We start from the raw sequence: 24,142 nt of genomic DNA, 5'->3' as shown, positions 1-24,142 counted from the left end.
GTCACTTAAAATGAATAACCCACGTTAGTAAAATATAATCTATCTTAACGGCCTGTCCTAACAATCTCAGATAACTCTAACTTTCCAAATGTTGAACATTGTACAATCTAGCATAACTGCCATCCAATTCCATCAATTCATAATGCGTTCCACGTTCGGTAATACTTCCATTCTCTAGAACGACTATTGTATCTGCGTGCGTAATGGTGGACAAGCGATGTGCCACAATTAGCGTCGTACGGTTCGATGAAAGAGACTGTAGGGATTGCTGAATCAAATGCTCGGACTCTAAATCTAGAGCTGAAGTTGCTTCATCCAGCACGAGAATATCAGGATTCTTCAGGAACACACGTGCAATTGCTAAACGTTGTTTCTGACCACCTGATAATTTAACGCCACGTTCTCCCACTTCCGTATCATAACCTTTGGGCAAATTCATAATGAACTCATGAGCATTCGCTGCAACAGCAGCTGACATAATAGCATCTTCGTTCGCATCCGGATTACCTAGTAGAATATTCTCCCTCACAGATCCACTGAACAAGAAGTTATCTTGCAGAACCATCCCAATCTTGCTACGCAGGCTCTCCTGGGTTAGATCACGAATATCGATATCATTCAACAATATTCCACCTGTCTGAACGTCATAGAACCTGGGAATAAGACTAATCAGTGATGATTTCCCGCCACCACTCATACCGACGAAAGCAACCGTTTCACCTGCTCTGATATCTAAGTTGATATCTTTCAAAATCCAATCATTCTTCTCATTATACTTGAACCATACATGATTAAAAGTAATCTTCTTAGCCTGACCTTCCAAAGTCCTGGCATGTGGAGCATCGACAATATCATAAGGCTCATTCATCAATTCCATCACGCGATCTAACGACGCAGATGCTTGGGTTAGTACCGTAGACGAACTGATCAAGCGTCTTAGAGGAGCATACAAACGGTCTAAATAAGCAAAGAATGCCACAAAGGTACCAATCGTTAGATTACCCTGAATGACTTGATAACCGCCATATCCGATGACCAGAATCGGTGAAATGTCCGTTATCGTATTAATGATCGCAAATGTAATCGCATTCCACCGGGTCTGTGCCAACGCCTTATTGAGGAAATTACCATTTGTACCTTCAAATTTATTCTGGTCGTATTTCTCCAATGTAAAGCTACGTATAACAGATATCCCTTGAATACGTTCGTGTAAATAAGATTGGATACCCGCCAATGCTTGTGATCGATCTTTTGTGAGCTGTTTCAACCTTTTATACAGTATCTTGACTGCAATAGCATACAGAGGAAGCATCGCAATAGCGACCAAAGCTAACATTGGGTTCATTGAGAATATGATAACTAATACGAATACTAGCGTAAACATGTCCAACCAAATGTTCATCATACCTACTTCAACGATATTTTTGGTCTGCTCCACGTCATTGATGAACCGTGATATGGCTTCACCAACCTTTGTATTCTGATAATATCTAAGTGATAATTTTTGTAAGTGCGCGTACAGTTTATTTCGAAGATCAAATAAAATTCGATTTGTAATCAGTTGGGCGAAATATTGACGGAAATATTCAACAGGACCTCGAACAACAACAAACAGTACCAGCGCTCCACCAAGAATAAGCATCAATTGCGATATTTTCTCTTGAACAGTAAGCGTTGATGCGATCAATAGATCATCCACTACATATTTCATAATCATTGGTAAGGTCAGAGGAATGGTGAATTTAATCATCCCTATGATCAGTGTAATCATTATTAATTTCATATACGGCTTGATAAACTTAAAGTAAGCTATCCAATGTTTCAATGAATATAATTCCCCTTTCGATAGGACAACTCTGATTTTCTAATGTCCTAACACTTCTATGATGTATTTTTCAAGACCATTAAATCCAATATTTAATGAATTGCGTTCAAAAAGGTTGACTTTCCCCTCCTATAGTGGTTTTATATCAACATATCCGAATCAGGAGGAATACCGTGTCCAGACAATTTATAATAGAAGCTACCATGGTCGCTTTCTATGGTGAGCTGCTACAACCATCCGAATCCGTTGAATATATCATTCCCTATACGAGCATTCTTGAATTATACGAACTTCAGAGCACATCCGACATCATGATGAGCAATTTAGATCACGACCAACACGTCAAGCAACAGATGAAACAATTAACAACTTACCTTGAAGAACCTCTTAATCGCAAAAAAATAGAGCGTGCTCTGCAAATTCCATGGGCTAAAAGTACATCCATCCCTCTTGGAGATTCAATTATGATTACGGTCGTCAATGCCGTAGACACTGAGGTGTATGGTGAGGATTTCGATCCGATTGAAACAGAACTCCTCTTAATAGCACAACGACTTCAAATCCCACTTCTCACGGATCAATTCGAGTTCATTCAACGAATTATCGAAGGTGGTATCCCTGTTCAAGTCTTTGATATTGAAGATTTCCAATTTGCCATAGAAGATAATGTTTTTACTCCTCACCCGTAAATAACTCACAAGATATGTACGCAATCAAAAACTCCTTTCCTTACGGAAAAGGAGTTTTTATATATTAGCTTAACAATAATGACTTCCTACGCTTGAATCTCTTCATAAACATAATCAATATCATCATTTTTTGCTATCCATCGCTATCCGCTTGTATTCGTTACCATAAACATAGTATTGCTTTAAGGGACATTCCGAATAATTTGCTTCGTTCATATTCACGTTTGTTTGCAGAGAATGTGATTTTTTTCGTGATTTTTCTTTGGATGAAATTATCCTGTTAGAATCAACTATACTTCTTTACTGTTTTACCATCATTATATACTTTCTTCTATAAAAACCACAATCTAAACCTTACTTCTAACCACCAGAGCTTCTTTGGATCAACTAATTATTGTTAGTATTTCATTGCAAACTTCACTATGCTATTCCTTATAGAAAACACCTCTTCTTTCATTTCCCTTCATTTAATGCATTTGGAAAATTCGTATCACGATTAGAAGAGTATGGATATAAAACTTCTTTTACTCAGCAGAAATTATATCTTTAATATCTGTACCCATTCCCACTCACCTGCCCCCGTAGACAGCTTTATCTCTCTTCGGTAGGTCTGTACCACAGTAACCACCCCTTGTAGCTCGATTACCTTGCGGTCCCCAAATAACTTTAGTATTATAGCCCGACCCTCACGGAAGGACCTAGCCAGCACGCCCTCTATCCGCTCAACCTCCTGCTCATCTAAAGTCGGTTGCGCTATATAGCTGTGCCTTAGTTGATCTTCGATGATTGCCGATTTGTGCTGTGGGAGCATCATCCGGCTACTTTCCCATAAACCATTGCCACTAAGTTTCTTGCTCACTTATAATGCCCTCCAATTTTAGCTGATCTATCAACTGCCTGCCCCGCAGATGTTACTGAACTTGCTCTCAGAATCGAAATATCTCCAAATCGATCCTTTATGTCGTCCATAACCTTATCAATAGCTCTTTGATGTTCCTTATCGTCGAATAGACTTAACTGATAAGATTCAGCGCTAGATAACCCAGATAATGAAACACTTACTCTTCTAACAGGTTGCCTATCCCAATACCTATGGAAAATTTTCTTTGCAACGTCGTATACCTCAGTTGTTATGTTTGTAGGATCGTCTAGTTTCGTTTGTCTGTGAAATCCTGTAGGATGGTCAAAATCAGCGCCAGAAACACCTATAGAAACTACACTTCCCATTAATCCCTTTTTTCTTACTCTCCTTGAAACCTCTGTACAAATATCAAGAAGAACCGCTTCGATTTCCCATGCTTGGCTGTAATCTCTAGGAAGGGTCATCCCGTTTCCAATGTCTTTCTGGACATTATGAGCTGCTAATGTTACCGGGGAATCGTCAAGGCCGTTTGCCACCCTCCAAATTACCTCACCGTTTACGCCCCACTTATTTCTCAATTTAAACAAAGGTGTTCTAGCTATATCCCCAATTGTCATAATTCCCATCTTCCATAGGTGTTTTTGCATCCTTGATCCGATTCCCCACATGTCTCTAATAGGTTTATCCCAGATGTATTTATGTAGTTCGCTTTTCTGTAAATGAAATACACCATCGGGAATCTTTTTTGCAATCATGTCACAGCAGAGCTTAGCGATCACTTTGTTTTCACCAATCCCTGCTCTAGCCACAACCCTTGTCGCAAGGTATATTTTATTTTGAATTTGCCTTGCTAAATCAATCGGATCGTCATCAAAAAAGTGTAGGCTGCCCGTGACATCTGCAAACATTTCATCAATAGAATATGGCTCCACGAGATCCGTGAACGACTCAATTATCCTTTTTATTTGCATGGAGACATCAATGTATTCCTGCATATGCGGCCTTACAATAATCAGTTCTGGAAACTTCTTAAGAGCTTGCCAAAGCGGCTCAGCAGTCGTCACCCCGTATGCTTTAGCGAGAGGACATGCTGCCAGTATAATACCCGATCTACGTTCTGGGTCTCCAGCCACTACCAATGGCTTGTTTTCATAAGAAGGTACTCTAGCCTTCTCCACGCTTGCGTAAAATGATTGCATGTCTATAAGCATTATTGTTCGAGACTTCTTCATCTATATTTCGCCTCCGTAAATACGAACGTCTGTTTGTAGTATATGCGAACGAATGTTCTTTATTCAAGAAAAATATTTTTCCATGTAAGAAGGGTTTATTCATGATATAGCAGAACATTGTACGTATGAGCGGAGGGATTTTATGAATGTGAAGGGTGAATTGCGTTTAGCTGTAGCAAGTAATCAGAAAGTCGCTTTGAGGCTCCGCAATGGGGAGATAGTAACCGGAGTGGCTGAAGCATTCACAGCCTCTAGCCGTGCCAAAATTAGAACGAAAGAAGGCCCTACGTGGGTGCCTTTTGCAGATGTTGAACATGTTTCGAGGGTTATAAATATGTTTCAAAAATAAGTCCGCTTTGGTGTTCGTTAGTCGAGCAAAAAAGTCGTTTAAACCTGCTCCTTAAGTTATTAATAATGATAAAGTCCCATAATTAATTGGATTTGTAATTAAGAATTCTTTGAGACTGTTAGGGCAAAATATATTTTGGGACTGCGCTATAAGTAGAACCGTTCATAAAAACTAGGGAGTGAGATTAGATGACTAAAAACAATGACCGCAATCAAAAAGATGGTTCTGACCTCAACACGACCAATACGGATGGCGTTGACGCTGGAGAAGCTTTAGGAGCCGTGGGTGGTGGTGCTGTGGGCGCCGTCGTAGGTTCCGCTTTGGGACCTATTGGAACCGTCGTAGGTGGTATCGTAGGCGCAACGTTGGGAAATAAAGTAGGTAAAGCTACTGAAGATAACGACAACGACACACACCGAACAGAATAAACAGGCGCTAGTAAAGGTTCAGGCTTCATGCCGTGTTATTTTTCTGCTAAGGAAAATTTCCTTACCTAAACAAAAAAATACCCCACCGCCCGTATAGGTTAGTAGGATATGATTTTCATTATTGGGAAATGCTTCATGTTAAGATACTTAATGCTGTGCTACTATGCAATTGACGGGTATCTCCCCCTCATAATACCCATTCAGCTAAACGCCTCCGCGTCCGGTTGAGTGGGTATTTGTTTGATTCTATGTGTTAATTTTCCATGATATTTCTAAATAAGAGTGTTCCGTTAGCACAATAAGGATTTATGAGTATTGTACAGTTGACAAAAACTGCTGTAGCAGAAATCTCTTCTTTCATATAAAAAATCAACTAATTAATGGTGATTAAACAAGACTAGCTTTAAGTTCTCTAAGAATTAATAGAACACCAATACCATACACAATAGATATTGCTAAAGGTACAAGAGTGAATGCTTGATCAACAAGGAATCCACCTAAGATCAGGGAAGAAAAACAGGCACCTAAAGTAACAAATAAATAAGCTTTGCTTTTATAAATCCACATGTAAGGTAGAAAATGAGAGCCTGCTAGTAAACCAATGGTGAAGGGAAGGTATTCAGGTATATTCATATATACAATTACAAATACAGGTATGTAAAAAGCTTGGGGAGCTGCAACTATTCCGCCTAAAGTTCCTACAGGATTGTTGGTAGTGAATAAATTAATACGAAGCATTTTACTAATTATAATTCCACTAGGAAAAATAGCACCTAAGCCAAATATCCAAACTAAATGCACAGTTTCTATTGGGAAAACTAAGGGTAATAAGGTGAAGATTAAAAAGACAATTACACCAGCCAACAAAATTGGGAACCCTTTTCTTGCTTCAACTATCATTTCTGTTTGTAATTCCTCAAGTGTTCTACTCATAAATACACTCCTCAATAAGTTTAGTAGACTATCTCCAATACTGGTAAGGTATGGTGCTTACGTACAATGTTAATCAGTATAATTTATTGGGGACATTCTGTATAGGAAAATTTTCCTTACCTAAAAAATACCCCTCCGACCAATTAAGGTTAGTGGGGGATTTTACCGATGTTTTCGGATTGCATAACGATGCTTCCGTATATGTTGCGACTAATATAATGCATTTGGGTGAATTTGTTAATTGCTACTATTTGCTGCGTATTAATTTAGATACAGAACGCACTGGTAATGATAACCAACAAAATGAACAGAACTAAAATTGCCGCTGTTGATGTTCCAAGTCCTCCAACAAAACCTCCCATTTGCAATTCCTCCTTTCACTTAGAATACACCTTACTATATGGATAAATATTAAATGGAGATTGGATTTAATGGTAAGGAAGATTCAGCCTTAAAACATGCTCTGTGGTGATTTTTTTTGCTCAGGAAAATTATCCTTAGCTATACAAATAAGACCACATTGGCGCTATGCCTCTGTGGTCTCTTCATTGTCCTCTACATATTCAAATAACTCATTCAATGATTCCAATCCTAGTGGTGAAGCCGCAGAAGCTGATGCTAAAACAACAAAAGCCTACTGTCATAAATGACAGCAGGCACATCTGCTTATCTGTTCTAAGTACGGTTCTTCTTATAGGACGACATACACATTTACTATGAATGAAGACTGAGCACCGCTTGGATTAGCGATATACAACGATCTTGCATTTATGACTTTGGATGTATTTCCTGAAATTACACCTGATAATTCAGTTGGATCCGAACCTCCGGATACATCTTTCTTCACATCGAACGTGATGTCATAGGGATCTACGCCACCGCCTACTACTTCCCACAGCAATCGTTTCGTTCCGGTAGGTAGCACTTCTGTGCTGAAGTTTCCGCTCGAACGATGACTCTGACCGCTTAACGGTGATTTTTCCGATCGAATACTAGCGACTAATTCATTCATTACAATATTCCTCTAATAAAATCTTTTTTTAGTTACACTATTGATATATGTAATATAAGGATTATTCAGAACATGGGTTGTCTTTATATTAGATGACGTACCTATTATCATTATCGTTTTCCTTCCAATCCTTATATATATATAGCTGGATGGATTTTAATTGGTATGTATATCTTTATCGTAGTTGTATTCGTTTTAGAATCATATTACTAATGTACGATTGTTCTCAAATGATCTACAAAAAAAACATGAAAAGTACGCTCTATTAGTTTGATCTATAGAATAGCAAAATAGCCCTACCGACCGAAGTCAGCAGGGCTATTCATATTCCCAAGCACTTGGTTTACTCTTTAGTTGTGCCGGCACGCTTATTAAACGCTAGCTCAAATAGCCCCGTAGCACTCAACCCAGCCACCCCACCTGCCCACAAACGCAATACCAATTCCAAATTCGTAAATGGATAAGAGATGAATCCCACGATCAAACCGATTAGCAAACCAATCAATGGTAAGACATTTTTATTTACATTAACCACACTCTTAACCAACTGCACTCCCGCCAAAACAAAAACGGCCAACACTGATGCGAAGGCCAAAACGTTTGTTAAATTTTCATTATTCATAGTTAATTACTCTCCTTTTATGCAGTCGGCATACCCGCTGCTTTCCTCAAATAGTTAGCTAAATTGTTGTAATGCTTCATACTAGCCTGATCCTCTGCTAACTTCGCTTTAAACCATGCAGGCGAGAGCCAACGGAAGATAATCTCTTGAGCATTAGACTTATGCAACTTTATAGGCCCATTCAGCTTTTTCCCATCTTCAGTTATGGCTGCTGCACTCCGTAGATTATTAGCGAGATTGTGAAAATGGGTCATGCCGACTTTATCCCCCTCGATCTGCTCAGCCTTCCATGCAGAACGCACATAATCATTAATGAGAGATAATGCGATATACTCAGGTAACTGTTCGAAACCCTGCTCGATAGGTTTTGCTGGTGAGCCCTTCATCTCCTCTTGCACATCATATATTAAATCCTTTAAGGTTTTTCCTCCTGAAGCCAACCCTTGATCACAGTCTCTTTTTCGTGCTGGATCAAGCTGTTTATGACTAGGGATATATGTCATAGGGTTAATGGTCCACTTGTCACAACAGTATGCCAGATACCACATGAACCGCTTGTACGCTTCAGTGAAATTAATCTCACCTCCATAGCACAATTCAACACCTAGAGCGATATCGTTCGCGTCATCACCAAACCTATCATTATCAGTTGTCACATTGTACAGCACATGCCATGCTTTCTCTGCTGGATCCGACCCGGTACCCGTAGGTATTATTTCAAGTATCGTTTTATCATCGATAAAGACTTGGGCCGAAGCAGTTCGATCCTTAAGATTTTGAAAATAATTAAAATGATTATCTGCGGTTGCTCCTGGGTTACCTGTGTCATGGGCAACAAAAAAGCCCGGTGTACCGGAAGTTAACCGGGTACCAGGCCGAACGTTTTGACGCTTGTCGATATAGCGCCGTTCAATCTTATATTTAGTTTTGTCCAAACTACTCACTCCTTCAATTTGATTACTAAGCAAAAAAATCGTTTCATGTATCTTACCTGTCCTCATTGTGCCGTGGAAAGCGTTCCTTAATGCCTCGAAGCTCCCCAATAATAACATCATATTTGTCACTGAATTTATCTAATAGATCCTGCAATCGTCCCTCACGCTCTCTGTTTGCACGCATCACATAAATTAGTAGCCAAACAAATAGTAAGGCAAAAGGACCTTGTGTTAAAAAGTACTTGAGCACATCTACATCCATCCCCTGTTCCCCCATCTTCTAAATAAAAATAGCCCCCATGGTTATGAGGGCATAAAAAATACACCTTATTGGGTGCTGTTGGTGCTGCGTTGGCACCATAAAGCTCATCGTTTGAGCTAATACACGCCTTATATCGACTACTTAACTATTTTTATATATTCTTCATTTAAGAATTCCATTGCCAATTCAAAGGTACATAATACTTCTTTCTCTTCAATATATCTCTTATAATTCTCATAATTTTCTCCAAGCTTCCCCTTGTTCCCTAGCATTAATTCATCTGCGATCATCCAGTGAACTGTGATGACCGGTATTTTAATAGGAAATGAGATAGGAAATTTAGCGCCTCCCATTTTATTATGAATTTTTATAAAGTACATATTATGTTTCATTGAATTGTAAGCGTGTTTCAATCCTAATAGCAATTGACCTTTTTCATCTAGATCTCTTCTTTCTTTATATATCGGATCGTGACTAAGATGCCATTCATCTGTTGTCATGATCCACAAAAGTGTTTCCCCTAATGCAGTATATATTTCTTGTTCGTGATTTGAATCGACTGCATTTTGTAATCTTTGGTATACCTTTTCAAGGGCATACCGATTGTATTCAAGTCTTCTTAACCGGAAACCGTCATCCTTTGTTGCATCTTCATCCTGCATTTGTTTTCAACACTCCTATACCATTAGATTTGAAGTGTAATTCAATAAGAGTGACTTAATGTCCTCCTATTTGAGTTGAAAGAATATATCCTATGGAGTAGGAACTGTTCCATATATATTATCTTTGATCTGCTCCGCCTGAGCTTTCTCTAGCGCTGCCATCGCATCACTGATGTGCTGATCGAGTGCCTGTAGAATACTTAACTGCTGTCCTGGATGTGCATTTATAACAAGTGAAATGATATCTGTTATCTCTTGAACCGGTTGCCCAAGATCAATCGATACGTCGATTTTCGTGAGTTTCGTCAAACTATTCACCTCCTTCCAGACATAATAAAAGAGCCCGGTTAGGAGCTCTTGATTGATGAGTATTTAATGTGCGACTCACTTTAAAAAGGTTTGAATTAACCCTTGAAACCAATTTCCCGATTCATTACCAAGACAACTAACATGCTCATGCATTTCTCTAAGTTCTTTTTCAGATGAATTACCAAACATTTTCCATACATCATATAAAAATTGCTTATCCTCGTCCCGTTGGATCGCATCCACCTTTATCGCTCCCTTGAAGCAACCCCCTTTACACACCACTTTTAAATCTAGCAGTTATCGGTTATAATGATGCGTATCAGGGTATTGCCTGTGTTATTTACTGGTTCGCCTTCGATTCCGCCAAGAAACGAGAAGGCGAATTTTTATTTTCTTTACCTACACTATCCCCTGCTTTCACATCAAACACTTTACTTACCTCCTACCTCACATCGACGTAATGCTTTTCAATGTTCGGTTTAATCTCACGCTTATTTAACAACTCATGAATGAACAACCTTCCAGCTTGCGTCCACCTTGTGTTCATCTTCGCCTCTAGTCTTCCATCTCTGTGTTCGAAATCGAAAGTATATGATTGTGTTAAGCCCCTATCTTGATACTTGCTATACAGTAGCCATTGGTCATTTTGCTTATACTGAATTTTATCTTGATGCAATATCTTGTTAAGCTGCGGTCCAGACACCTGTTTTCTCGTCATGAACCATCATGACATCCTTGATCGCCTTGAGCTCATTTAGGACCCGCCGCTGTTTCTCGGTTAATCCATTCATAAGCCGTTGGATGCGCTGCAACATACGTCGCTCCCGAATAGTAAGCAGATAGATCATTTCATCGGCTTGCTGGATCGGATCAGTATCAATAAGCCCAATAAGGTCCTGCTCATCCTCTTCCAAGGCGTCCATCCAGATAGTTTCATACTCTCCAGTAGTAACAGCCTTCTTATTGCCTACTGGACCACCGTCACCGCCCTTATTGCCAACAGCTCGTTTATTATCGGGAGGGGCGCCGCCGCGATTTCCCACAGCGTTCTTGTTACCTTTAGGTGCTCCTCGTTTAGTAACGTTACCTTTCGATTCATTAGTAACGTTACTATTCAGTTCAGCAGTCCATTTGTCTTGAGACTTCCATTTACGGATCTGTGTCTCCCCAACAGAAAGAGCAGCGGCGATGTCTTTAAGCTTCATCGTTCCGCTGCTCTCCAGCCACATCTGTTTAGCGTTGTCCCTTTCGGGACTGCGTTCTCTAGCCTTTACATTTCACCTCACCTACAAAAACATGTATACATGTTCAGATTATGGTTACACTCACTAATGGAAGACAAATCAAGTTAGGAGAATTCACATGAAAAAAATCTTTTTTTTCGCCGCAAAATTCATGGGTATGAAGATTACTATCATGTGGTCAGTAAACCATTAAACTGATCACACCAAGGGGAGAGAATTTGTCCCTGAGGTGTTTATAAAATAAACATACATAACGGGCCAAAAATTGGCTCGTTTTTATTTTTGTCCAAATGGATCAAAATTCCGATAAAATAAGGGAAAATCCCAGTCGGTTTAGAGCTTGATACAAGTCTTCTGAGGTCCGCCAAGTAGTGATTAAAGCTCGTCCTTCTGCAATTCAATATCTATTTCAATTATTCCTGTGAATATGCTCACGGTTGAAGAAATTGAGAATGCTACCGTAGAAGAAGGATACCTAGAGAGATCAGAATTGAGTGAGTTTTTATCTGCAGCACAAGAACATGGGTTGCCTCAAGACGTTGAGATGTTTTACACGCTTGCTTTCAGCGGAATGCGATCAGGAGAACTCTGCGCTTGGAAATGGTCCGATTTAATTTTTGAAACCAATATGGTTCGGATCACCAAAACACTTTATAACCCCAATAATAATATGCGAAAATATGAGTTGACTCCACCAAAAACCACAGCATCGATTCGTGATTTCGACTTAGATGAAAGTGTTATGAAGTTACTTGAAAATCACAAAAAGAGCCAAGCAGCATCTAAGCAAAAAAATAAGGAAACATTCTCAGATTACCACGATAAAAACTTTGTATTTGCACACGATAATGGATATCCGTTTATTCAGCAATCTATATCAAATAGGATGGAACGAATTCTAAAGAAAACAACTATAAAAAAGAAAGCTACTCCTCATATCTTTAGACATACACACATCAGTATGCTCGCTGAAGCTGAAGTAGATCTGAAAACAATCATGGAACGGGTAGGTCATGATGATGTAAAGACTACTCTAAAAATCTACACTCATGTCACCGATAAAATGAAAAAGAATGCTCGTGAAAAAGTCAAAATCCACTTTGCAGACATTCTAAATTTCGATTTTAGCAGAGAATGTGATTTTTATGTGATTTAAATCAAAGAGGCTCCCTCTTGGGAGCCTTATAGACACTGGTATATCAGCGATTTTCATTCATTTAATCTCTTCATAAACATAATCAATATCATCATGCGACTCGACATAGTCAACGACTAAATTATATCCCTTAAGATACCACAAATCCCGTTCTTCTAGAAAAAAACGAATGCCTTCAACATCTTGAGATAAGATGTCATTGCTTGGCTCTTCAACAGAGATGCCGAGTGAGAATCCTGGATGTAAACCTCCACCAGAGCTATAACGTGGAAAAAAACGTACAGAATCACCTGTGTTTAAATGTAGTTCTCTAATATACCAACGAGCAGCGTTCGAACTCATTCGAATATTCATGAATCTCACCTCCTTTACATATCTATATTCCTTTTATGTGTCTTTCTATCATACCTGAACATGCGCGAAAAATACATACAGAGTCAATTGTCTTATGATTATCGGGAATAGGAACATACAAGCTCCTAAAAATATAAATTGACAACTTTGTTAACATGGTGATAATATTTTGCCATACGAGATTCACAAAATTTGCTAAAGAAAGGGTGAGTAAAGTGTTCAATACAAAGTTCAGAGGATTTATGCTTCTACAGCATCTTCAACCTCAACAAAACCTACAACTGAATACTGGAGTAACCCTGCTGGTGAATTCATTCTAACCCAAGTCTTATATGTTTCTTAAGATTTTCGAATTGAATATCCAATTTTTAGCTACGGTTGCTTCACAACAACCGTACGCATGATAAGTTAGCATTTTCAAGACATATCTTCCGTTCACGGATGGTGTGTCTTTTTTGATGTTCTAGCTTTGGGTAATGAATCCATCAGCAGTTTCAACTTGAGAGGAAGTGATTGTTTTGTTTTCTGTTTTAAAAAAGTTAGGATGGTTTTTCCATCAAGAAAAAAAGCGTTATGTCATCGGTATGATCATGCTGATCTTATGTGGAGTAGGCGAACTGTTACCTCCACGTTTATTAGGAAATGCGATTGATGACATTGTTACGGGCACGATTACTGGCCCTTCACTCATTCGTTATATCGTTTCGATTGTCGTCCTTCTCGTTGTTATTTACATCCTCACTTACATATGGATGCACAGATTATTTGGAGGCGCCAACCTTATCGAACGAATGCTTCGTTCACGGTATATGAATCATTTACTTAGCATGACTCCTCCTTTCTTCGAGCGAAATCGTACGGGTGATTTAATGGCTAGAGCGACCAATGACCTTCGGTCTGTCTCTGCAACAGCAGGTTTTGGGATTTTAGTCATGACCGATTCAACGATTTATTTGCTCAGTATTCTTCTTGCTATGGGATTTATCATCAGCTGGAAGTTAACGTTAGCAGCCATTATTCCTCTACCCTTTATCGCGATTGCGATGAAAATTTATGGAAAGATCATTCACGAGCGTTATACCTTAGCACAAGATGCCTTTGGCGATATGAATGACCAAGTACTTGAATCTGTGGCCGGTGTGCGTGTTATTCGCGCTTATGTCCAAGAAAGATCAGATCAACAACGTTTTCAGACGATAACCGATGATGTGTATCGCAAAAATATGAATGTAGCTAAAGTTGATGCCTATTTCGAGCCAACTATTCGTCTTTGTGTAGGACTAAGTTATGTCATTGGACTTACCTTTGGTATTTACCTTGTGTTCAAGAATCAAATTACCCTTGGGGATCTCGTATCTTTTAATATGTACCTTGGGATGATGATCTGGCCTATGTTTGCCATCGGAGAGCTCATTAATATTATGCAACGTGGTAGTGCCTCACTCGATCGTGTTGATGAAATATTGAACGTTGTTCCAGATATTGAAGATGTTGCTCATCCTACGGTTGTTCAAGATCCAGATCGTATTGAGTTACGCAACGTTACATTCCGTTATCCTACGTCAACCGTTGATAATCTAAAGAATATTCAATTAACACTTCAAAAAGGGCAAACGCTTGGCGTAGTTGGCCGCACAGGTAGTGGTAAATCCACCTTGCTTAAGCAACTCCTACATGAATATCCAACGGGAAGTGGCGACCTATTCATCTCGAGTGTATCCATTGATGATATCGCTAAGGACCAACTTCATGGATGGATTGGATATGTTCCACAAGAACAAATATTGTTCTCCAAGACTGTGCGTCAGAATATTCAATATGGGTTAAGAGACGCTAGTGATGATGTCATTATGAATGCCATTGCTACTGCCGCATTTGATAAAGACCTTATAACACTTTCCGATGGACTGGATACCCTTGTCGGTGAAAAAGGTGTTGCCCTATCAGGTGGTCAGAAACAACGTGTTGCTTTAGCAAGAGCATTCATTGGAAATCCTGAGATTCTCATTTTGGATGATGCATTATCCGCAGTCGATGCAAGAACCGAGGCACGCATTATAGAGAACATCCGACTCAAACGTGCTGGTAAAACAACACTTATATCCACCCACCGCTTATCTGCTGTGGAACATGCCGACTGGATTGTTGTTCTTGAGGACGGAAGTATCATTGAGGAAGGTACACACGAAGAGCTGATCGCTCACGGCGGTTGGTATCTAGAACAATATGAACGTCAACAAGTGGAGAATAAACTCACCACAGAGGAGGTGTCTTAATTGAACGTAGGAAAACGCTTATTCCAATATGCACTAACGGCTAAAATCACATTCATTGCCGCCATCATTACATTATGCTTAGGTGTGGCTGCCGAACTTGGAGGTCCTTTTATAGCTAAGGCAATGATTGATGACCATATGCTAGGCATTGAGAAGCCTTTCTTTGAGACAGATTCACCTACTTCAGTAGGCGCTGTAGCCTATGAAGATAAATATTTCAAACGTGGCGATCGATTCGCTGAGAACGAGATTAAGGGTCAAGAAGTTCGTATTCTTCAAAAAGGGAAGAACTTCTACTTCATAAATCAAGCGGTTGAAGAAGCTTCTGGAAAGAGAGTCGTTGTTAATGGTCAAATGACAATCACTAACGGGTCTGTTCAGAACATTTATCCTGTCAAGGCATTGAGCGTTGATCAGATATTCGATTTCTACAAACCGGAAATTCCAGGTATTATGAAGCTCGTAGGCGTATATCTCCTCTTGCTGCTCGTCACGATATTCACTGAATTCGGAAAAACCTACTGGCTACAATCATCTGCTAATAAAGTTATTCAGAAATTACGTACAGACGTTTACGCTCATATTCAACGTCTACCTGTTAACTTCTTTGATAACTTACCCGCAGGTAAAGTGGTCTCACGGATCACGAATGATACAGAGGCTGTAAAAGACTTGTTCGTCGCTGTCCTTGCCAACTTCAGCACAGGTATCGTCTATATATCAGCTATTTATGTCGCACTATTCCTACTTGATGTACGTCTTGGACTTGTATGCCTGTTCATTGTACCGATATTAATCGTCTGGATTATTCTGTATCGGAAATTCGCTACAAGATTTAATACGATCATTCGGTCTCGTCTTAGTGAGATTAACGCCATCATTAATGAATCTATTCAAGGGATGTCTATTATTCGTGTATTTCGACGTCAGCAACAAACCAATGATGAATTTGAAGCCTTAAATCAAGATTATATGAAATATCAAAATAAAATGCTTAACCTTAATTCATGGACTTCTCATAATCTGGTCAATGTGTTACGTAATTTTTCATTTGCTGTCCTGTTAGCTTATTTTGGATATGGTTCAATAACGGGTTCGAATGCTGTATCACTTGGGGTATTATATGCATTCGTCGATGTACTCGGTCGACTCTTTCACCCCATCACGGGTATGGTGAACCAACTTGCTGCGCTTGATTCCTCCATGGTGTCTGCAGGAAGAGTTTTTGAATTAATGGATGAAACAGGCGAAGAAGTTACCGATGGCCAAATGCCTCGCTACAAAGGAAATGTGGAATTTAAAGATGTATCTTTTGCTTATAAAAAAGACTATGTACTTAAAAACATCTCCTTTGAAGCTAAACAAGGTCAGACGGTTGCGTTGGTTGGTCACACCGGCTCAGGTAAGAGTTCCATCATCAATCTGTTGTTTCGCTTTTATGATCCTCAGAAGGGTTCGATCACAATCGATGGTCAAGAAGTGTCGGATATCCCTAAACAATGGTTACGTCATCATATGGGGATTGTGTTACAGGATCCGTATCTCTTCACCGGTACTGTGGCATCCAATGTCAATCTTGGGAACGAGACAATCACGCGTGAACAAATTGAGAAAGCTTTATGCGATGTAGGTGCTGAGCGAATTCTTGCTCACTTACCTAAAGGTTTTGATGAACCGGTTGTAGAGAAAGGTAGTACGTTGTCCGCAGGTCAACGCCAACTCATCTCATTTGCACGAGCGCTAGCTTATGATCCAGCAATCCTTATTCTCGATGAAGCTACTGCCAACATTGATACAGAGACGGAAAGTCTCATTCAATCGGCCCTTGAGGTTCTAAAGAAAGGTCGTACAACATTCATTATTGCTCATCGCCTCTCTACGATCCGAAGTGCAGATCAAATACTGGTATTGCATCATGGTGAGATCGTTGAACGCGGCAGTCATGATGAACTCATGGAGATTGGCGGTAGGTACTTCCAGTTGTATCAACTGCAACAAGGGAACACTTTAGCAAATCCCTCTGCATCTGAGTCAGCAAAAGTCGCTGCAATCAATCACAGTGCGCCGTTACCTAGTGGAGTTATTTAAAATCTCACAAGAAGTTATGCATCGATATCTTGACGGTATCGATGCAACTCATTCAAGAATAACAAAGAACGACACACCAAAATTATTGGCGTGTCGTTCTTTATTGTTAAAGGTTCTTCTTTTCTATGATTTATCGGAACGAGTTGGAGTAAAGTCCTTTTCTAGCCCTAGTGTTCGATACAATTCTCGAGAATATCCTTGAAGCTTCCGTTCCAACGCTTGCGCCTGATCTTTAAAACTCGTCAGTTCTCGAATCATTCGGGATCGGCCTGCTGGACTAAAGGTATCTTGAATTCGCTCCTTGAAATAATCATGGACAATATAATTTCGCTGTTTCCATACTTCTTTCAATTGAATCGTTTCCTCTTCCGAGAACGGAAAATAATGCTGAATTTCCTGTACTAATTGGCCTAGCGAACTGCTTAGCTTACGTTGATATAGTTCGGTGAAGTCTTCTTCTGATGGAATCGTGCCTTGTGATAGCTTCATGAGCATTAATAAGTTAGCCAGTTGTTGCTCCAAAGCTTGTGAATAGTATACAGCAAGTCCGAAATATGCGAATACATCCTTAGAATGATCACTATCGAGCAGTTTTTCTTTTCTCATGCTTTCCGCTCCATTCACTATCAACACATACAACATGTGCAAAATGATATGCTTTGTTACTCCTTATGTTAAAGGAATATGCGGAATCAATCAATAAGTGTTTCAAATTCATTCACATAAATAAGTTCACATGCGATTTGGGGTACGAAGACCGAGAACGTTCATGGTTCTTTGTAATGATTCACCAGTTAATCGCGCCAAGGTTACCCGCACTGTTCTTAGATGCTCTTCTTCACTTAGTATTCTTTCCTGGCTATAGAAATGATTGAACGCCTGTGCTACATCTAATACGAATCTTGCTAGTACAGAAGGTTCATTATTCTGAATCCCTCTTTTCAACTGCTCGTTGAATCGGTTCAGTAGTTTAAGAAGGATCCAGCCGGACTCACCTAATGCTTCAGCATACATCACTTCCTGATTCTCTATACCCTCAGTCTCACGTTCTTGATCTAATGTAAGACTCTTAGCTAGAATGCTTTGTGTTCTTGTATACGTATATTGTAGATAAGGACCTGTCTCCCCTTCGAAATTCAGCGCATCTTCCAAAGAAAAGTCCACCTCGTTAACCCGATTATTCTTCAGATCACCAAAAATGATAGCTCCAATTCCAACATCCTTTGCCACCTGATATTTATCTTCAAGTTCTGGGTTCTTATCTTCAATGACCTGCAATGCTCTGGCAACCGCTTCATCCAGTACCTCTTCAAGATACACAATTTTACCACGACGTGTGGACATTTTCTTACCTTCAAATTTCATCAGTCCAAAATGAACATGGGTACAATCTTTCACCCACTCTGCCCCCATTTTATCTAGTACTGCAAACACTTGTTGGAAATGAAGTTTTTGCTCTCCCCCAACAACATATAAAATCTGCTCAGCTTTCAAGACGTTATGACGATAGAATGCCGTCGCTAAATCTCTCGTTGGATATATTGTCGTACCATCCGATTTCATAATTAAGCATGGAGGCATGCCGACATCTTCTAAGCGAACAACTTTTGCACCTTCGCTTTCTTCTAGCAAACCTTTGTCTTCTAATTCTTGAACCACCTTACTCATCTTATCGTTATAGAAGCTCTCCCCAAGAACATAATCGAAGGTCACATCCAGTCTTTCATACATTCTATTAAATTCCTGCATGCTGACTTCTACGAAATACGTCCATAGTCGAAGAGCTTCCTCATCACCAGCTTCTAACAAACGGAACCAATTTCTCGCTTCTGGTTCCAAGGTTTCATCTTGTTCTACCTCTTCATGGAAACGAACATATAACCGTAAAGATTCCTGTATAGGGTTCTCTTTTAAGGCTTCATCATCCCCCCACCGCTTATACGCAGTGATCTGTTTTCCGAATTGCGTTCCCCAATCACCCAGATGATTGACGCTTATCGGTTCATACCCAGCTGTTTGATACATTTTGTACAGCGCTGCACCAATCATAGTAGATCTCAAGTGACCTATACCGAAGGGTTTAGCAATATTAGGCGATGACATATCAATAATGACCTTTTTCCCCTGACCTATGTTCGATTGAGCAAAACTCGATTGTTGTAATGCTTCCATCAGCATCCCAGCGTAATAGTCCCGATCAAAAAACAAATTCACATAAGGCCCAGCTGCTTCAGCCTTAACCCCTTTCATATCAATAAGGTTGGCTATGTTTACTGCGATCTCCTGTGGAGATCTTCTGTATGCCTTGGCTAACATATAGCATGGAAAAGCCATATCTCCCATGGCAGCAGAGGGTGGTAATTCAAACAATGCTCCTATTTCTTCTGCTGATAAATTGACGTGTGGCTGTATTGCTTCTAAAGCCCATTTCTTTAACATGTTTTACCATCCTCCAGCTATTTTTTAATAAATTTTGAATATCAAAAAGCCCTCGTCTCTAATAAATAAGAGGCGAGAGCTATAGTTCCCGTGGTACCACTCTAGTTGAACCCGCGCGTATGAGGATATTATCCTCCCTTGAGCTGTTCCGCTTGATGATCTATAACGTAGATCAACCGGACTATTCTACTGATGTGATCAATCATATGATCTACGACGTTGGAATAGCCATCTCCCGGGTGCGCTTCATGAGGGACCTACATACCGGCTTTCACCACTTCCGGTTCGCTGAATTGTTGGCTAATCCCATTACTCTCCCGTTCAAAGACGTTCAATTTACAATATTATACCTGTCACTGCCGTAGCTACGCAATAGTCTTAAACACATTTTATTATTTTCCTAAATGGATTTCAACCTTGTTTCTCTAATTCAATTAGGGCATTCTTCAATTCAGATTGGGAGAAATGTTCACCTATAAATACGACAACATCTGGAACAATCCCCTGAGGATTGATCTTCAAGAAATCAGATTCTCTGAATGCATATTGGAATAAGAATCGTGCCGAAGTATCACTAAACGTCATAATTCCTTTGGCACGATACACTTCACGAGGTAATTGAGCAATCAAATTCTCAAATGCTTGACTATCAATTGGACCTTGGAAATAATGAGTATATACCATCACATGATCATGTGAACTATGCGCATGGTCATGGTCGGAATGACAGTGCTCATGTGAATGGCTGTTGTGCATATCTCTCCAATACCCTGTTCGAATATCTTGTCCAAATAAAGGTACCCAATCAACATCACAACGTACGGCGGGGATAATCGGTGCGAATTCGTTCCACCGCGATATGACCTTATGTAAATTCTCTTGATCTGTTTCACTAATACGGTCTGTTTTATTCAGTATAAGGTAGGATGCACAACGGATCTGCTCTTGCATCAATCGATAAGTTTTACCCTTTTGATCCTCATACAGTTCTAATAGATGACACGCATCCACGACGGTAATGACACTCTTTAAATCAATCTTCATATATAATGCCGCTTCACTCACACCATCCAGTATTTCCATAGGGTTCGCAATACCTGTCGCTTCAATGACAACGACATCTGGTGATTCTTTCTTAATTAGATTAGAAATCTCCAGACTTAGATCACCACGACTCGTGCAACAGATGCAACCGTTGAGCATTTCAGTCATTGGGACTGTCTCCTCAATAAGTGCACCTTCCAAGTTCACATCGCCAATTTCATTCATAATAACAGCCGGACGAAGCCCCTGTTCCTGCCAGTAAGACACCATACGTTGTAACAGCGTCGTTTTCCCGCTTCCTAGAAATCCTGACAATATATATATTGGTGTAACACGATCTGTTACTTGATTCATATTCATTGTGTTTCTCCTCCATATGTTTCTTTCTTTGTTAGCCGAGTTTACTATATAGAAGGAACTAAAGACAAGTTTAAACTCTAGTTCATTCTATATATGTTATATTACGGATTGTCCAAATGATCCATTGTTGCACGGAAATACCAGAAGACTTATGCTTATAATAGCAAATACCTAAGTATCTAAGGGGCGAAATAACGAATGAATTCGGTAGACCAACATCGCAGTGAAGGACCTGATACTGTCTCCTGTATGATCATAACTGTATCGGATACACGTAACAAAGAAACGGATACAAGTGGGCAATTAATGATAGCTCTCTTACAAGAGGCAGGATACACCATCTCACAATATGTTATTGTCAAAGATGATTACGACGGTGTGAGAGAGTTAATCTATGAAGCCGCTTCAAATAAGGACATTCAAGCTGTCTTATTGACAGGAGGAACAGGTATTTCTTCTCGGGATACAACCTATGAAGCCGTATCCTCCATATTAGATCGTGAATTGCCTGGATTCGGAGAGATTTTCCGCTTTTTGAGTTTCACCGAAGATATTGGCTCTGCTGCAATCATGAGTAGGGCTACTGCGGGAACCGTTGGGACAACCGCTGTGTTCTCGATGCCAGGATCCAAAGGCGCCGTCAAATTAGCTCTTGAACGCATCATCATACCGGAGCTACGTCATGTTATAAGAGAAATTCATAAAAGGTCATAGACTTCCAGTGATGATTTCCACATAAAAATGCCGATATCTACTGTACAGAACAGATATCGGCTTACCCATTTCAAATCGGCTAATTGTCTCTTTTCATTTCTTTGCGAACTTCATCTGGTAACTCCAGCGAGATCTTACCCTCGCTATTAACGACATCACCACTAACACGGTGCTTGTAACCTATTCCAGTCATGATTCCCTCAAGGTCGATTTGACCACTTCTTTCAGTAGAACTATCCCCCCATCCCCCTAAATTATAATAAAGAAATTTTTTATGTATATTGATTGATTTCCCCTTCTGAACCAAGTATTTGCCCTTAATAAATTGTTGCAATGGATCTCCTTCTTGGAGATATGCTTGCCATGTCACAATGGGAAAATCATCCTTGAATTCATATAGCGATACCGTATCCCCTTCAATAGCATAGAACCGAAGGGACTCTCCATCAGGAAATAAAAACGTCTTGCTGAAATCTTCACTATCATTTGTGATCTTTAATGGTTTGTTCTCATAATGAACATTAGATGAATTTACCATTCGCATAACTAACGTTCGAGCTTCCTGCAATGATCCTTCATAGAGCGTCATGCGCTCTTTCGCGCTAAGCGGAGATTTAATGGTAATCGACTTACCATCCCAATTCACTTTGTATCCGTATTGCTGAGACAGAAATCGTAAAGGTACATAAATGCGATTTTTTTCTTTTTGCACAGAGACATCTAAATCTATAACCCCTGACTCATTGGGTTTTCCCTCACGGGACGCAGTGTTTTTACCCAACGTCAATATGACGCTTTCAGACCATTTACGAATCGTTACCGTGTTCATTTTCTGATCCCACGATACCTTAGCACCTAAAGATTCTGCAACAACACGAATAGGAACAAGGACACGTCCTTGTGCAAGAATCGGAGCTACAACACTTTGAATCTTTTTATCTTCTACGAATATTGATATAGGCTTGGCAGCATTTGCTATAGAACCAACACTCAGTAGGCTGAGTATGACCATAGTAGATATAATCTTTTTCATGAAGTCCCCCCTTCCTTCTCTTAATCTTTAAACGTTTATTACACCAAAAATGTTCCACTTAACCAGAAAAAATTAAAAACAGAGCGCCAACTATCACCAATTCGCACCCTGTTATATGTTGTTCAATACGCTTTCATTTCACCGTGCTAATCTAGCAACCTCAATCATTTGTTAATCAAGCTTCACAACCGTACGTCCAACGGCTCCACCTAGTAAAATAGTCTCTAACACACTAGGTAATTCATCTAAAGATATCTCTGTTATACCTTGCTCTAACATTTTAACTGGCTTCCACTCAGCGCCTAATTTGCTCCACACTGCCTGCCTTCGTTCCATCGGACAATACACAGAATCGATTCCTAACAATTGTACACCCCGAAGTATGAATGGATACACCGTACCCTCAAAGGTCCCACCGGCGGTTAGTCCAGATAGCGCTACACTCCCACCGTACTGAATACTCTTTAACAATCCGTTAAGATTAGACCCACCCACAGGATCGATTATAGCTGCCCAACGTTCTTTCGCTAGAACCCCCTTAGCAGATGCTATGATATCTTCACGACTAACAACTGAGGAGGCTCCCAGTTGGTGTAACCAATCTTTATGAAGTTCACTTTTACCCGTACTTGCAACAACGTCATATCCAAGCTGAGCTAAAATATTGACTGCGATACTACCCACGCCACCTGTTGCCCCAGTTACTAACACAGGTCCCTGCTCTGGTGAAAGTCCATTATGAATTAGACTATCCACGGACAATCCAGCCGTAAATCCAGCTGTGCCTATACCCATAGCTTCTTTGAAATTAAGTCCCTTGGGAATGGACACCAACCAATCACCACTCAGTCTCACATAGCGACTATAACCCCCGAAATGGGATACGCCTAGTCCATATCCAGTACACAAGACAGCATCTCCTGCTTGAAAGCAGGGATGACTAGATTCCACAACCGAACCTGCCATATCTATTCCTGGAACAAATGGATACGAGCTAACGATTCTTCCTTCCGGTGAATTCGCTAACCCATCCTTGTAATTCACTCCGGAATAATGAACCTCTACGATGACGTCGCCCTCTGATAACTGCTCTATGTTTAAAGTCTCCACACTGCTGCGAAATCCTTGTTCATCTTTACGAATAATAAATGCTTGAAAACTATTCATATAAAGCCACATTCCCTTTCTTAATTAGCTTAAAGACTAATCCTTATTTCGGCTCAACGTTAAAAACAATTTTGTCTTATTATACACGGATCCATCACTAGAAAAAAGAAGGCCTCTCCCCCTTTACACACTAAGGAGAGAACCCTT

General features: G+C 39.9%; 26 protein-coding genes, 1 pseudogene and 1 other annotated feature. Of the genes and pseudogenes, 7 read left to right on the top strand and 20 right to left on the bottom strand.

Annotated features, from left to right (window positions below; genetic code table 11):
• Positions 1-76 precede the first annotated feature (76 nt).
• A complete protein-coding gene (locus PGLA_RS16695) occupies positions 77-1,783 on the bottom strand; it encodes an ABC transporter ATP-binding protein (RefSeq protein WP_245700029.1) in 1,707 nt (568 codons plus the stop codon).
• 215 nt (positions 1,784-1,998) lie between these two features.
• On the opposite strand from PGLA_RS16695, the gene PGLA_RS16690 reads away from it, so the two are divergent.
• Positions 1,999-2,514 (top strand): ADP-heptose synthase, encoded by a 516-nt coding sequence (locus PGLA_RS16690; RefSeq protein WP_068534845.1) that lies wholly within the window; start codon positions 1,999-2,001, stop codon positions 2,512-2,514.
• Between the two features lie 538 nt (positions 2,515-3,052).
• Here the strand turns inward: PGLA_RS16690 and PGLA_RS16685 are convergent.
• Together PGLA_RS16685 and PGLA_RS16680 are read right to left on the bottom strand one after the other, a co-directional pair.
• Positions 3,053-3,373 carry a YolD-like family protein gene (locus tag PGLA_RS16685; protein WP_068534842.1) on the bottom strand — a complete coding sequence of 107 codons (321 nt, stop codon included), beginning with the start codon at positions 3,371-3,373 and terminating at the stop codon, positions 3,053-3,055.
• Complete coding sequence (locus PGLA_RS16680) at positions 3,370-4,608, bottom strand: DNA polymerase IV (RefSeq protein WP_068534839.1); 1,239 nt, start codon at positions 4,606-4,608, stop codon at positions 3,370-3,372. Before PGLA_RS16680 ends, PGLA_RS16685 begins: the two co-directional genes overlap by 4 nt.
• A gap of 142 nt (positions 4,609-4,750) precedes the next feature.
• Between PGLA_RS16680 and PGLA_RS16675 the strand changes: the two genes are divergently transcribed.
• Positions 4,751-4,957, top strand: a complete 207-nt coding sequence (locus PGLA_RS16675; protein ID WP_068534836.1) for a hypothetical protein — start codon at positions 4,751-4,753, stop codon at positions 4,955-4,957.
• 188 nt (positions 4,958-5,145) lie between these two features.
• Entirely contained in the window at positions 5,146-5,385 is a 240-nt protein-coding gene (locus tag PGLA_RS16670; RefSeq protein ID WP_068534833.1) for a glycine zipper domain-containing protein, read from the top strand.
• Positions 5,386-5,772: 387 nt separating this feature from the next.
• On the opposite strand, the gene PGLA_RS16665 is transcribed toward PGLA_RS16670, so the two are convergent.
• The 11 genes and pseudogenes from PGLA_RS16665 to PGLA_RS16625 all read right to left on the bottom strand — a co-directional run.
• On the bottom strand, positions 5,773-6,318 hold the full coding sequence (locus PGLA_RS16665; protein ID WP_068534830.1) for a DUF7010 family protein: 546 nt from the start codon (positions 6,316-6,318) through the stop codon (positions 5,773-5,775).
• A gap of 266 nt (positions 6,319-6,584) precedes the next feature.
• Positions 6,585-6,680, bottom strand: a complete 96-nt coding sequence (locus PGLA_RS26965; RefSeq protein WP_084411177.1) for a YjcZ family sporulation protein — start codon at positions 6,678-6,680, stop codon at positions 6,585-6,587.
• A 329-nt stretch (positions 6,681-7,009) separates the two neighbouring features.
• Positions 7,010-7,330, bottom strand: a complete 321-nt coding sequence (locus PGLA_RS16660) for a DeoR family transcriptional regulator (protein WP_068534827.1) — start codon at positions 7,328-7,330, stop codon at positions 7,010-7,012.
• Positions 7,331-7,673: 343 nt separating this feature from the next.
• Complete coding sequence (locus PGLA_RS16655; RefSeq protein ID WP_068534824.1) at positions 7,674-7,952, bottom strand: holin; 279 nt, start codon at positions 7,950-7,952, stop codon at positions 7,674-7,676.
• Positions 7,953-7,969: 17 nt separating this feature from the next.
• Positions 7,970-8,896, bottom strand: coding sequence for a peptidoglycan recognition protein family protein (locus PGLA_RS16650; protein WP_245700027.1), 927 nt, complete (start codon positions 8,894-8,896; stop codon positions 7,970-7,972).
• A gap of 43 nt (positions 8,897-8,939) precedes the next feature.
• Positions 8,940-9,149 carry a BhlA/UviB family holin-like peptide gene (locus tag PGLA_RS16645; protein ID WP_068534821.1) on the bottom strand — a complete coding sequence of 70 codons (210 nt, stop codon included), beginning with the start codon at positions 9,147-9,149 and terminating at the stop codon, positions 8,940-8,942.
• A gap of 137 nt (positions 9,150-9,286) precedes the next feature.
• Positions 9,287-9,811: a hypothetical protein gene (locus tag PGLA_RS16640; RefSeq protein WP_068534818.1), complete on the bottom strand. Its 525-nt coding sequence runs from the start codon at positions 9,809-9,811 to the stop codon at positions 9,287-9,289.
• Positions 9,812-9,901: 90 nt separating this feature from the next.
• A complete protein-coding gene (locus tag PGLA_RS16635; protein ID WP_068534815.1) occupies positions 9,902-10,120 on the bottom strand; it encodes a hypothetical protein in 219 nt (72 codons plus the stop codon).
• Between the two features lie 75 nt (positions 10,121-10,195).
• A complete protein-coding gene (locus tag PGLA_RS28115) occupies positions 10,196-10,363 on the bottom strand; it encodes a hypothetical protein (RefSeq protein ID WP_161487936.1) in 168 nt (55 codons plus the stop codon).
• 199 nt (positions 10,364-10,562) lie between these two features.
• A complete protein-coding gene (locus tag PGLA_RS16630) occupies positions 10,563-10,838 on the bottom strand; it encodes a phage antirepressor KilAC domain-containing protein (RefSeq protein WP_068534810.1) in 276 nt (91 codons plus the stop codon).
• A pseudogene (locus tag PGLA_RS16625) lies at positions 10,804-11,376 on the bottom strand (phage terminase small subunit-related protein); the annotation flags it as partial. The pseudogene PGLA_RS16625 and the gene PGLA_RS16630, both read right to left, overlap by 35 nt.
• Positions 11,377-11,791: 415 nt before the next feature.
• On the opposite strand from PGLA_RS16625, the gene PGLA_RS16620 reads away from it, so the two are divergent.
• On the top strand, positions 11,792-12,520 hold the full coding sequence (locus PGLA_RS16620) for a site-specific integrase (protein ID WP_084411172.1): 729 nt from the start codon (positions 11,792-11,794) through the stop codon (positions 12,518-12,520).
• Between the two features lie 57 nt (positions 12,521-12,577).
• Here the strand turns inward: PGLA_RS16620 and PGLA_RS16615 are convergent, their stop codons facing one another.
• Positions 12,578-12,874: a HesB/YadR/YfhF family protein gene (locus tag PGLA_RS16615; RefSeq protein ID WP_068534803.1), complete on the bottom strand. Its 297-nt coding sequence runs from the start codon at positions 12,872-12,874 to the stop codon at positions 12,578-12,580.
• 518 nt (positions 12,875-13,392) lie between these two features.
• On the opposite strand from PGLA_RS16615, the gene PGLA_RS16610 reads away from it, so the two are divergent.
• Complete coding sequence (locus PGLA_RS16610; protein ID WP_068534800.1) at positions 13,393-15,150, top strand: ABC transporter ATP-binding protein; 1,758 nt, start codon at positions 13,393-13,395, stop codon at positions 15,148-15,150.
• Entirely contained in the window at positions 15,151-17,238 is a 2,088-nt protein-coding gene (locus tag PGLA_RS16605; protein WP_068534797.1) for an ABC transporter ATP-binding protein, read from the top strand.
• Between the two features lie 123 nt (positions 17,239-17,361).
• Here PGLA_RS16605 and PGLA_RS16600 read toward each other — a convergent pair whose 3' ends face one another.
• From PGLA_RS16600 to PGLA_RS16590, 3 genes are all read right to left on the bottom strand, one after another.
• A complete protein-coding gene (locus PGLA_RS16600) occupies positions 17,362-17,844 on the bottom strand; it encodes a hypothetical protein (RefSeq protein ID WP_068535105.1) in 483 nt (160 codons plus the stop codon).
• 126 nt (positions 17,845-17,970) lie between these two features.
• Positions 17,971-19,677 carry an arginine--tRNA ligase gene (gene argS, locus PGLA_RS16595; protein ID WP_068534794.1) on the bottom strand — a complete coding sequence of 569 codons (1,707 nt, stop codon included), beginning with the start codon at positions 19,675-19,677 and terminating at the stop codon, positions 17,971-17,973.
• A 65-nt stretch (positions 19,678-19,742) separates the two neighbouring features.
• Positions 19,743-20,011: a binding site (T-box leader), on the bottom strand.
• Between the two features lie 77 nt (positions 20,012-20,088).
• Complete coding sequence (locus PGLA_RS16590; protein WP_425415399.1) at positions 20,089-21,081, bottom strand: CobW family GTP-binding protein; 993 nt, start codon at positions 21,079-21,081, stop codon at positions 20,089-20,091.
• Between the two features lie 198 nt (positions 21,082-21,279).
• Between PGLA_RS16590 and PGLA_RS16585 the strand changes: the two genes are divergently transcribed.
• Positions 21,280-21,795: a MogA/MoaB family molybdenum cofactor biosynthesis protein gene (locus PGLA_RS16585; RefSeq protein WP_068534792.1), complete on the top strand. Its 516-nt coding sequence runs from the start codon at positions 21,280-21,282 to the stop codon at positions 21,793-21,795.
• A 79-nt stretch (positions 21,796-21,874) separates the two neighbouring features.
• On the opposite strand, the gene PGLA_RS16580 is transcribed toward PGLA_RS16585, so the two are convergent.
• Both PGLA_RS16580 and PGLA_RS16575 read right to left on the bottom strand, forming a co-directional pair.
• Positions 21,875-22,828, bottom strand: a complete 954-nt coding sequence (locus PGLA_RS16580) for a copper amine oxidase N-terminal domain-containing protein (RefSeq protein ID WP_068534791.1) — start codon at positions 22,826-22,828, stop codon at positions 21,875-21,877.
• Positions 22,829-22,999: 171 nt separating this feature from the next.
• Entirely contained in the window at positions 23,000-23,995 is a 996-nt protein-coding gene (locus PGLA_RS16575; RefSeq protein WP_068534788.1) for an acrylyl-CoA reductase family protein, read from the bottom strand.
• Positions 23,996-24,142: the final 147 nt, after the last annotated feature.

Source organism: Paenibacillus glacialis, from assembly GCF_001637205.1.
Lineage (GTDB): Bacteria > Bacillota > Bacilli > Paenibacillales > Paenibacillaceae > Paenibacillus_AQ > Paenibacillus_AQ glacialis.
The sequence above is the reverse complement of the archived record's forward strand: the minus strand, read 5'-3'. Positions and strand labels throughout refer to the sequence as shown.

What these genes read in the sequence shown, in the direction of transcription:
- PGLA_RS16695 (WP_245700029.1), bottom strand. Translation starts at nt 1,783, where the DNA reads ATGAAATTAATAATGATTACACTGATCATAGGGATGATTAAATTCACC.
- PGLA_RS16680 (WP_068534839.1), bottom strand. Translation starts at nt 4,608, where the DNA reads ATGAAGAAGTCTCGAACAATAATGCTTATAGACATGCAATCATTTTAC.
- PGLA_RS16675 (WP_068534836.1), top strand. Translation starts at nt 4,751, where the DNA reads ATGAATGTGAAGGGTGAATTGCGTTTAGCTGTAGCAAGTAATCAGAAA.
- PGLA_RS16670 (WP_068534833.1), top strand. Translation starts at nt 5,146, where the DNA reads ATGACTAAAAACAATGACCGCAATCAAAAAGATGGTTCTGACCTCAAC.
- PGLA_RS16665 (WP_068534830.1), bottom strand. Translation starts at nt 6,318, where the DNA reads ATGAGTAGAACACTTGAGGAATTACAAACAGAAATGATAGTTGAAGCA.
- PGLA_RS26965 (WP_084411177.1), bottom strand. Translation starts at nt 6,680, where the DNA reads ATGGGAGGTTTTGTTGGAGGACTTGGAACATCAACAGCGGCAATTTTA.
- PGLA_RS16660 (WP_068534827.1), bottom strand. Translation starts at nt 7,330, where the DNA reads ATGAATGAATTAGTCGCTAGTATTCGATCGGAAAAATCACCGTTAAGC.
- PGLA_RS16655 (WP_068534824.1), bottom strand. Translation starts at nt 7,952, where the DNA reads ATGAATAATGAAAATTTAACAAACGTTTTGGCCTTCGCATCAGTGTTG.
- PGLA_RS16645 (WP_068534821.1), bottom strand. Translation starts at nt 9,149, where the DNA reads ATGGATGTAGATGTGCTCAAGTACTTTTTAACACAAGGTCCTTTTGCC.
- PGLA_RS16640 (WP_068534818.1), bottom strand. Translation starts at nt 9,811, where the DNA reads ATGCAGGATGAAGATGCAACAAAGGATGACGGTTTCCGGTTAAGAAGA.
- PGLA_RS16630 (WP_068534810.1), bottom strand. Translation starts at nt 10,838, where the DNA reads ATGACGAGAAAACAGGTGTCTGGACCGCAGCTTAACAAGATATTGCAT.
- PGLA_RS16620 (WP_084411172.1), top strand. Translation starts at nt 11,792, where the DNA reads ATGCTCACGGTTGAAGAAATTGAGAATGCTACCGTAGAAGAAGGATAC.
- PGLA_RS16615 (WP_068534803.1), bottom strand. Translation starts at nt 12,874, where the DNA reads ATGAATATTCGAATGAGTTCGAACGCTGCTCGTTGGTATATTAGAGAA.
- PGLA_RS16600 (WP_068535105.1), bottom strand. Translation starts at nt 17,844, where the DNA reads ATGAGAAAAGAAAAACTGCTCGATAGTGATCATTCTAAGGATGTATTC.
- argS (WP_068534794.1), bottom strand. Translation starts at nt 19,677, where the DNA reads ATGTTAAAGAAATGGGCTTTAGAAGCAATACAGCCACACGTCAATTTA.
- PGLA_RS16590 (WP_425415399.1), bottom strand. Translation starts at nt 21,081, where the DNA reads ATGAATATGAATCAAGTAACAGATCGTGTTACACCAATATATATATTG.
- PGLA_RS16585 (WP_068534792.1), top strand. Translation starts at nt 21,280, where the DNA reads ATGAATTCGGTAGACCAACATCGCAGTGAAGGACCTGATACTGTCTCC.
- PGLA_RS16580 (WP_068534791.1), bottom strand. Translation starts at nt 22,828, where the DNA reads ATGAAAAAGATTATATCTACTATGGTCATACTCAGCCTACTGAGTGTT.
- PGLA_RS16575 (WP_068534788.1), bottom strand. Translation starts at nt 23,995, where the DNA reads ATGAATAGTTTTCAAGCATTTATTATTCGTAAAGATGAACAAGGATTT.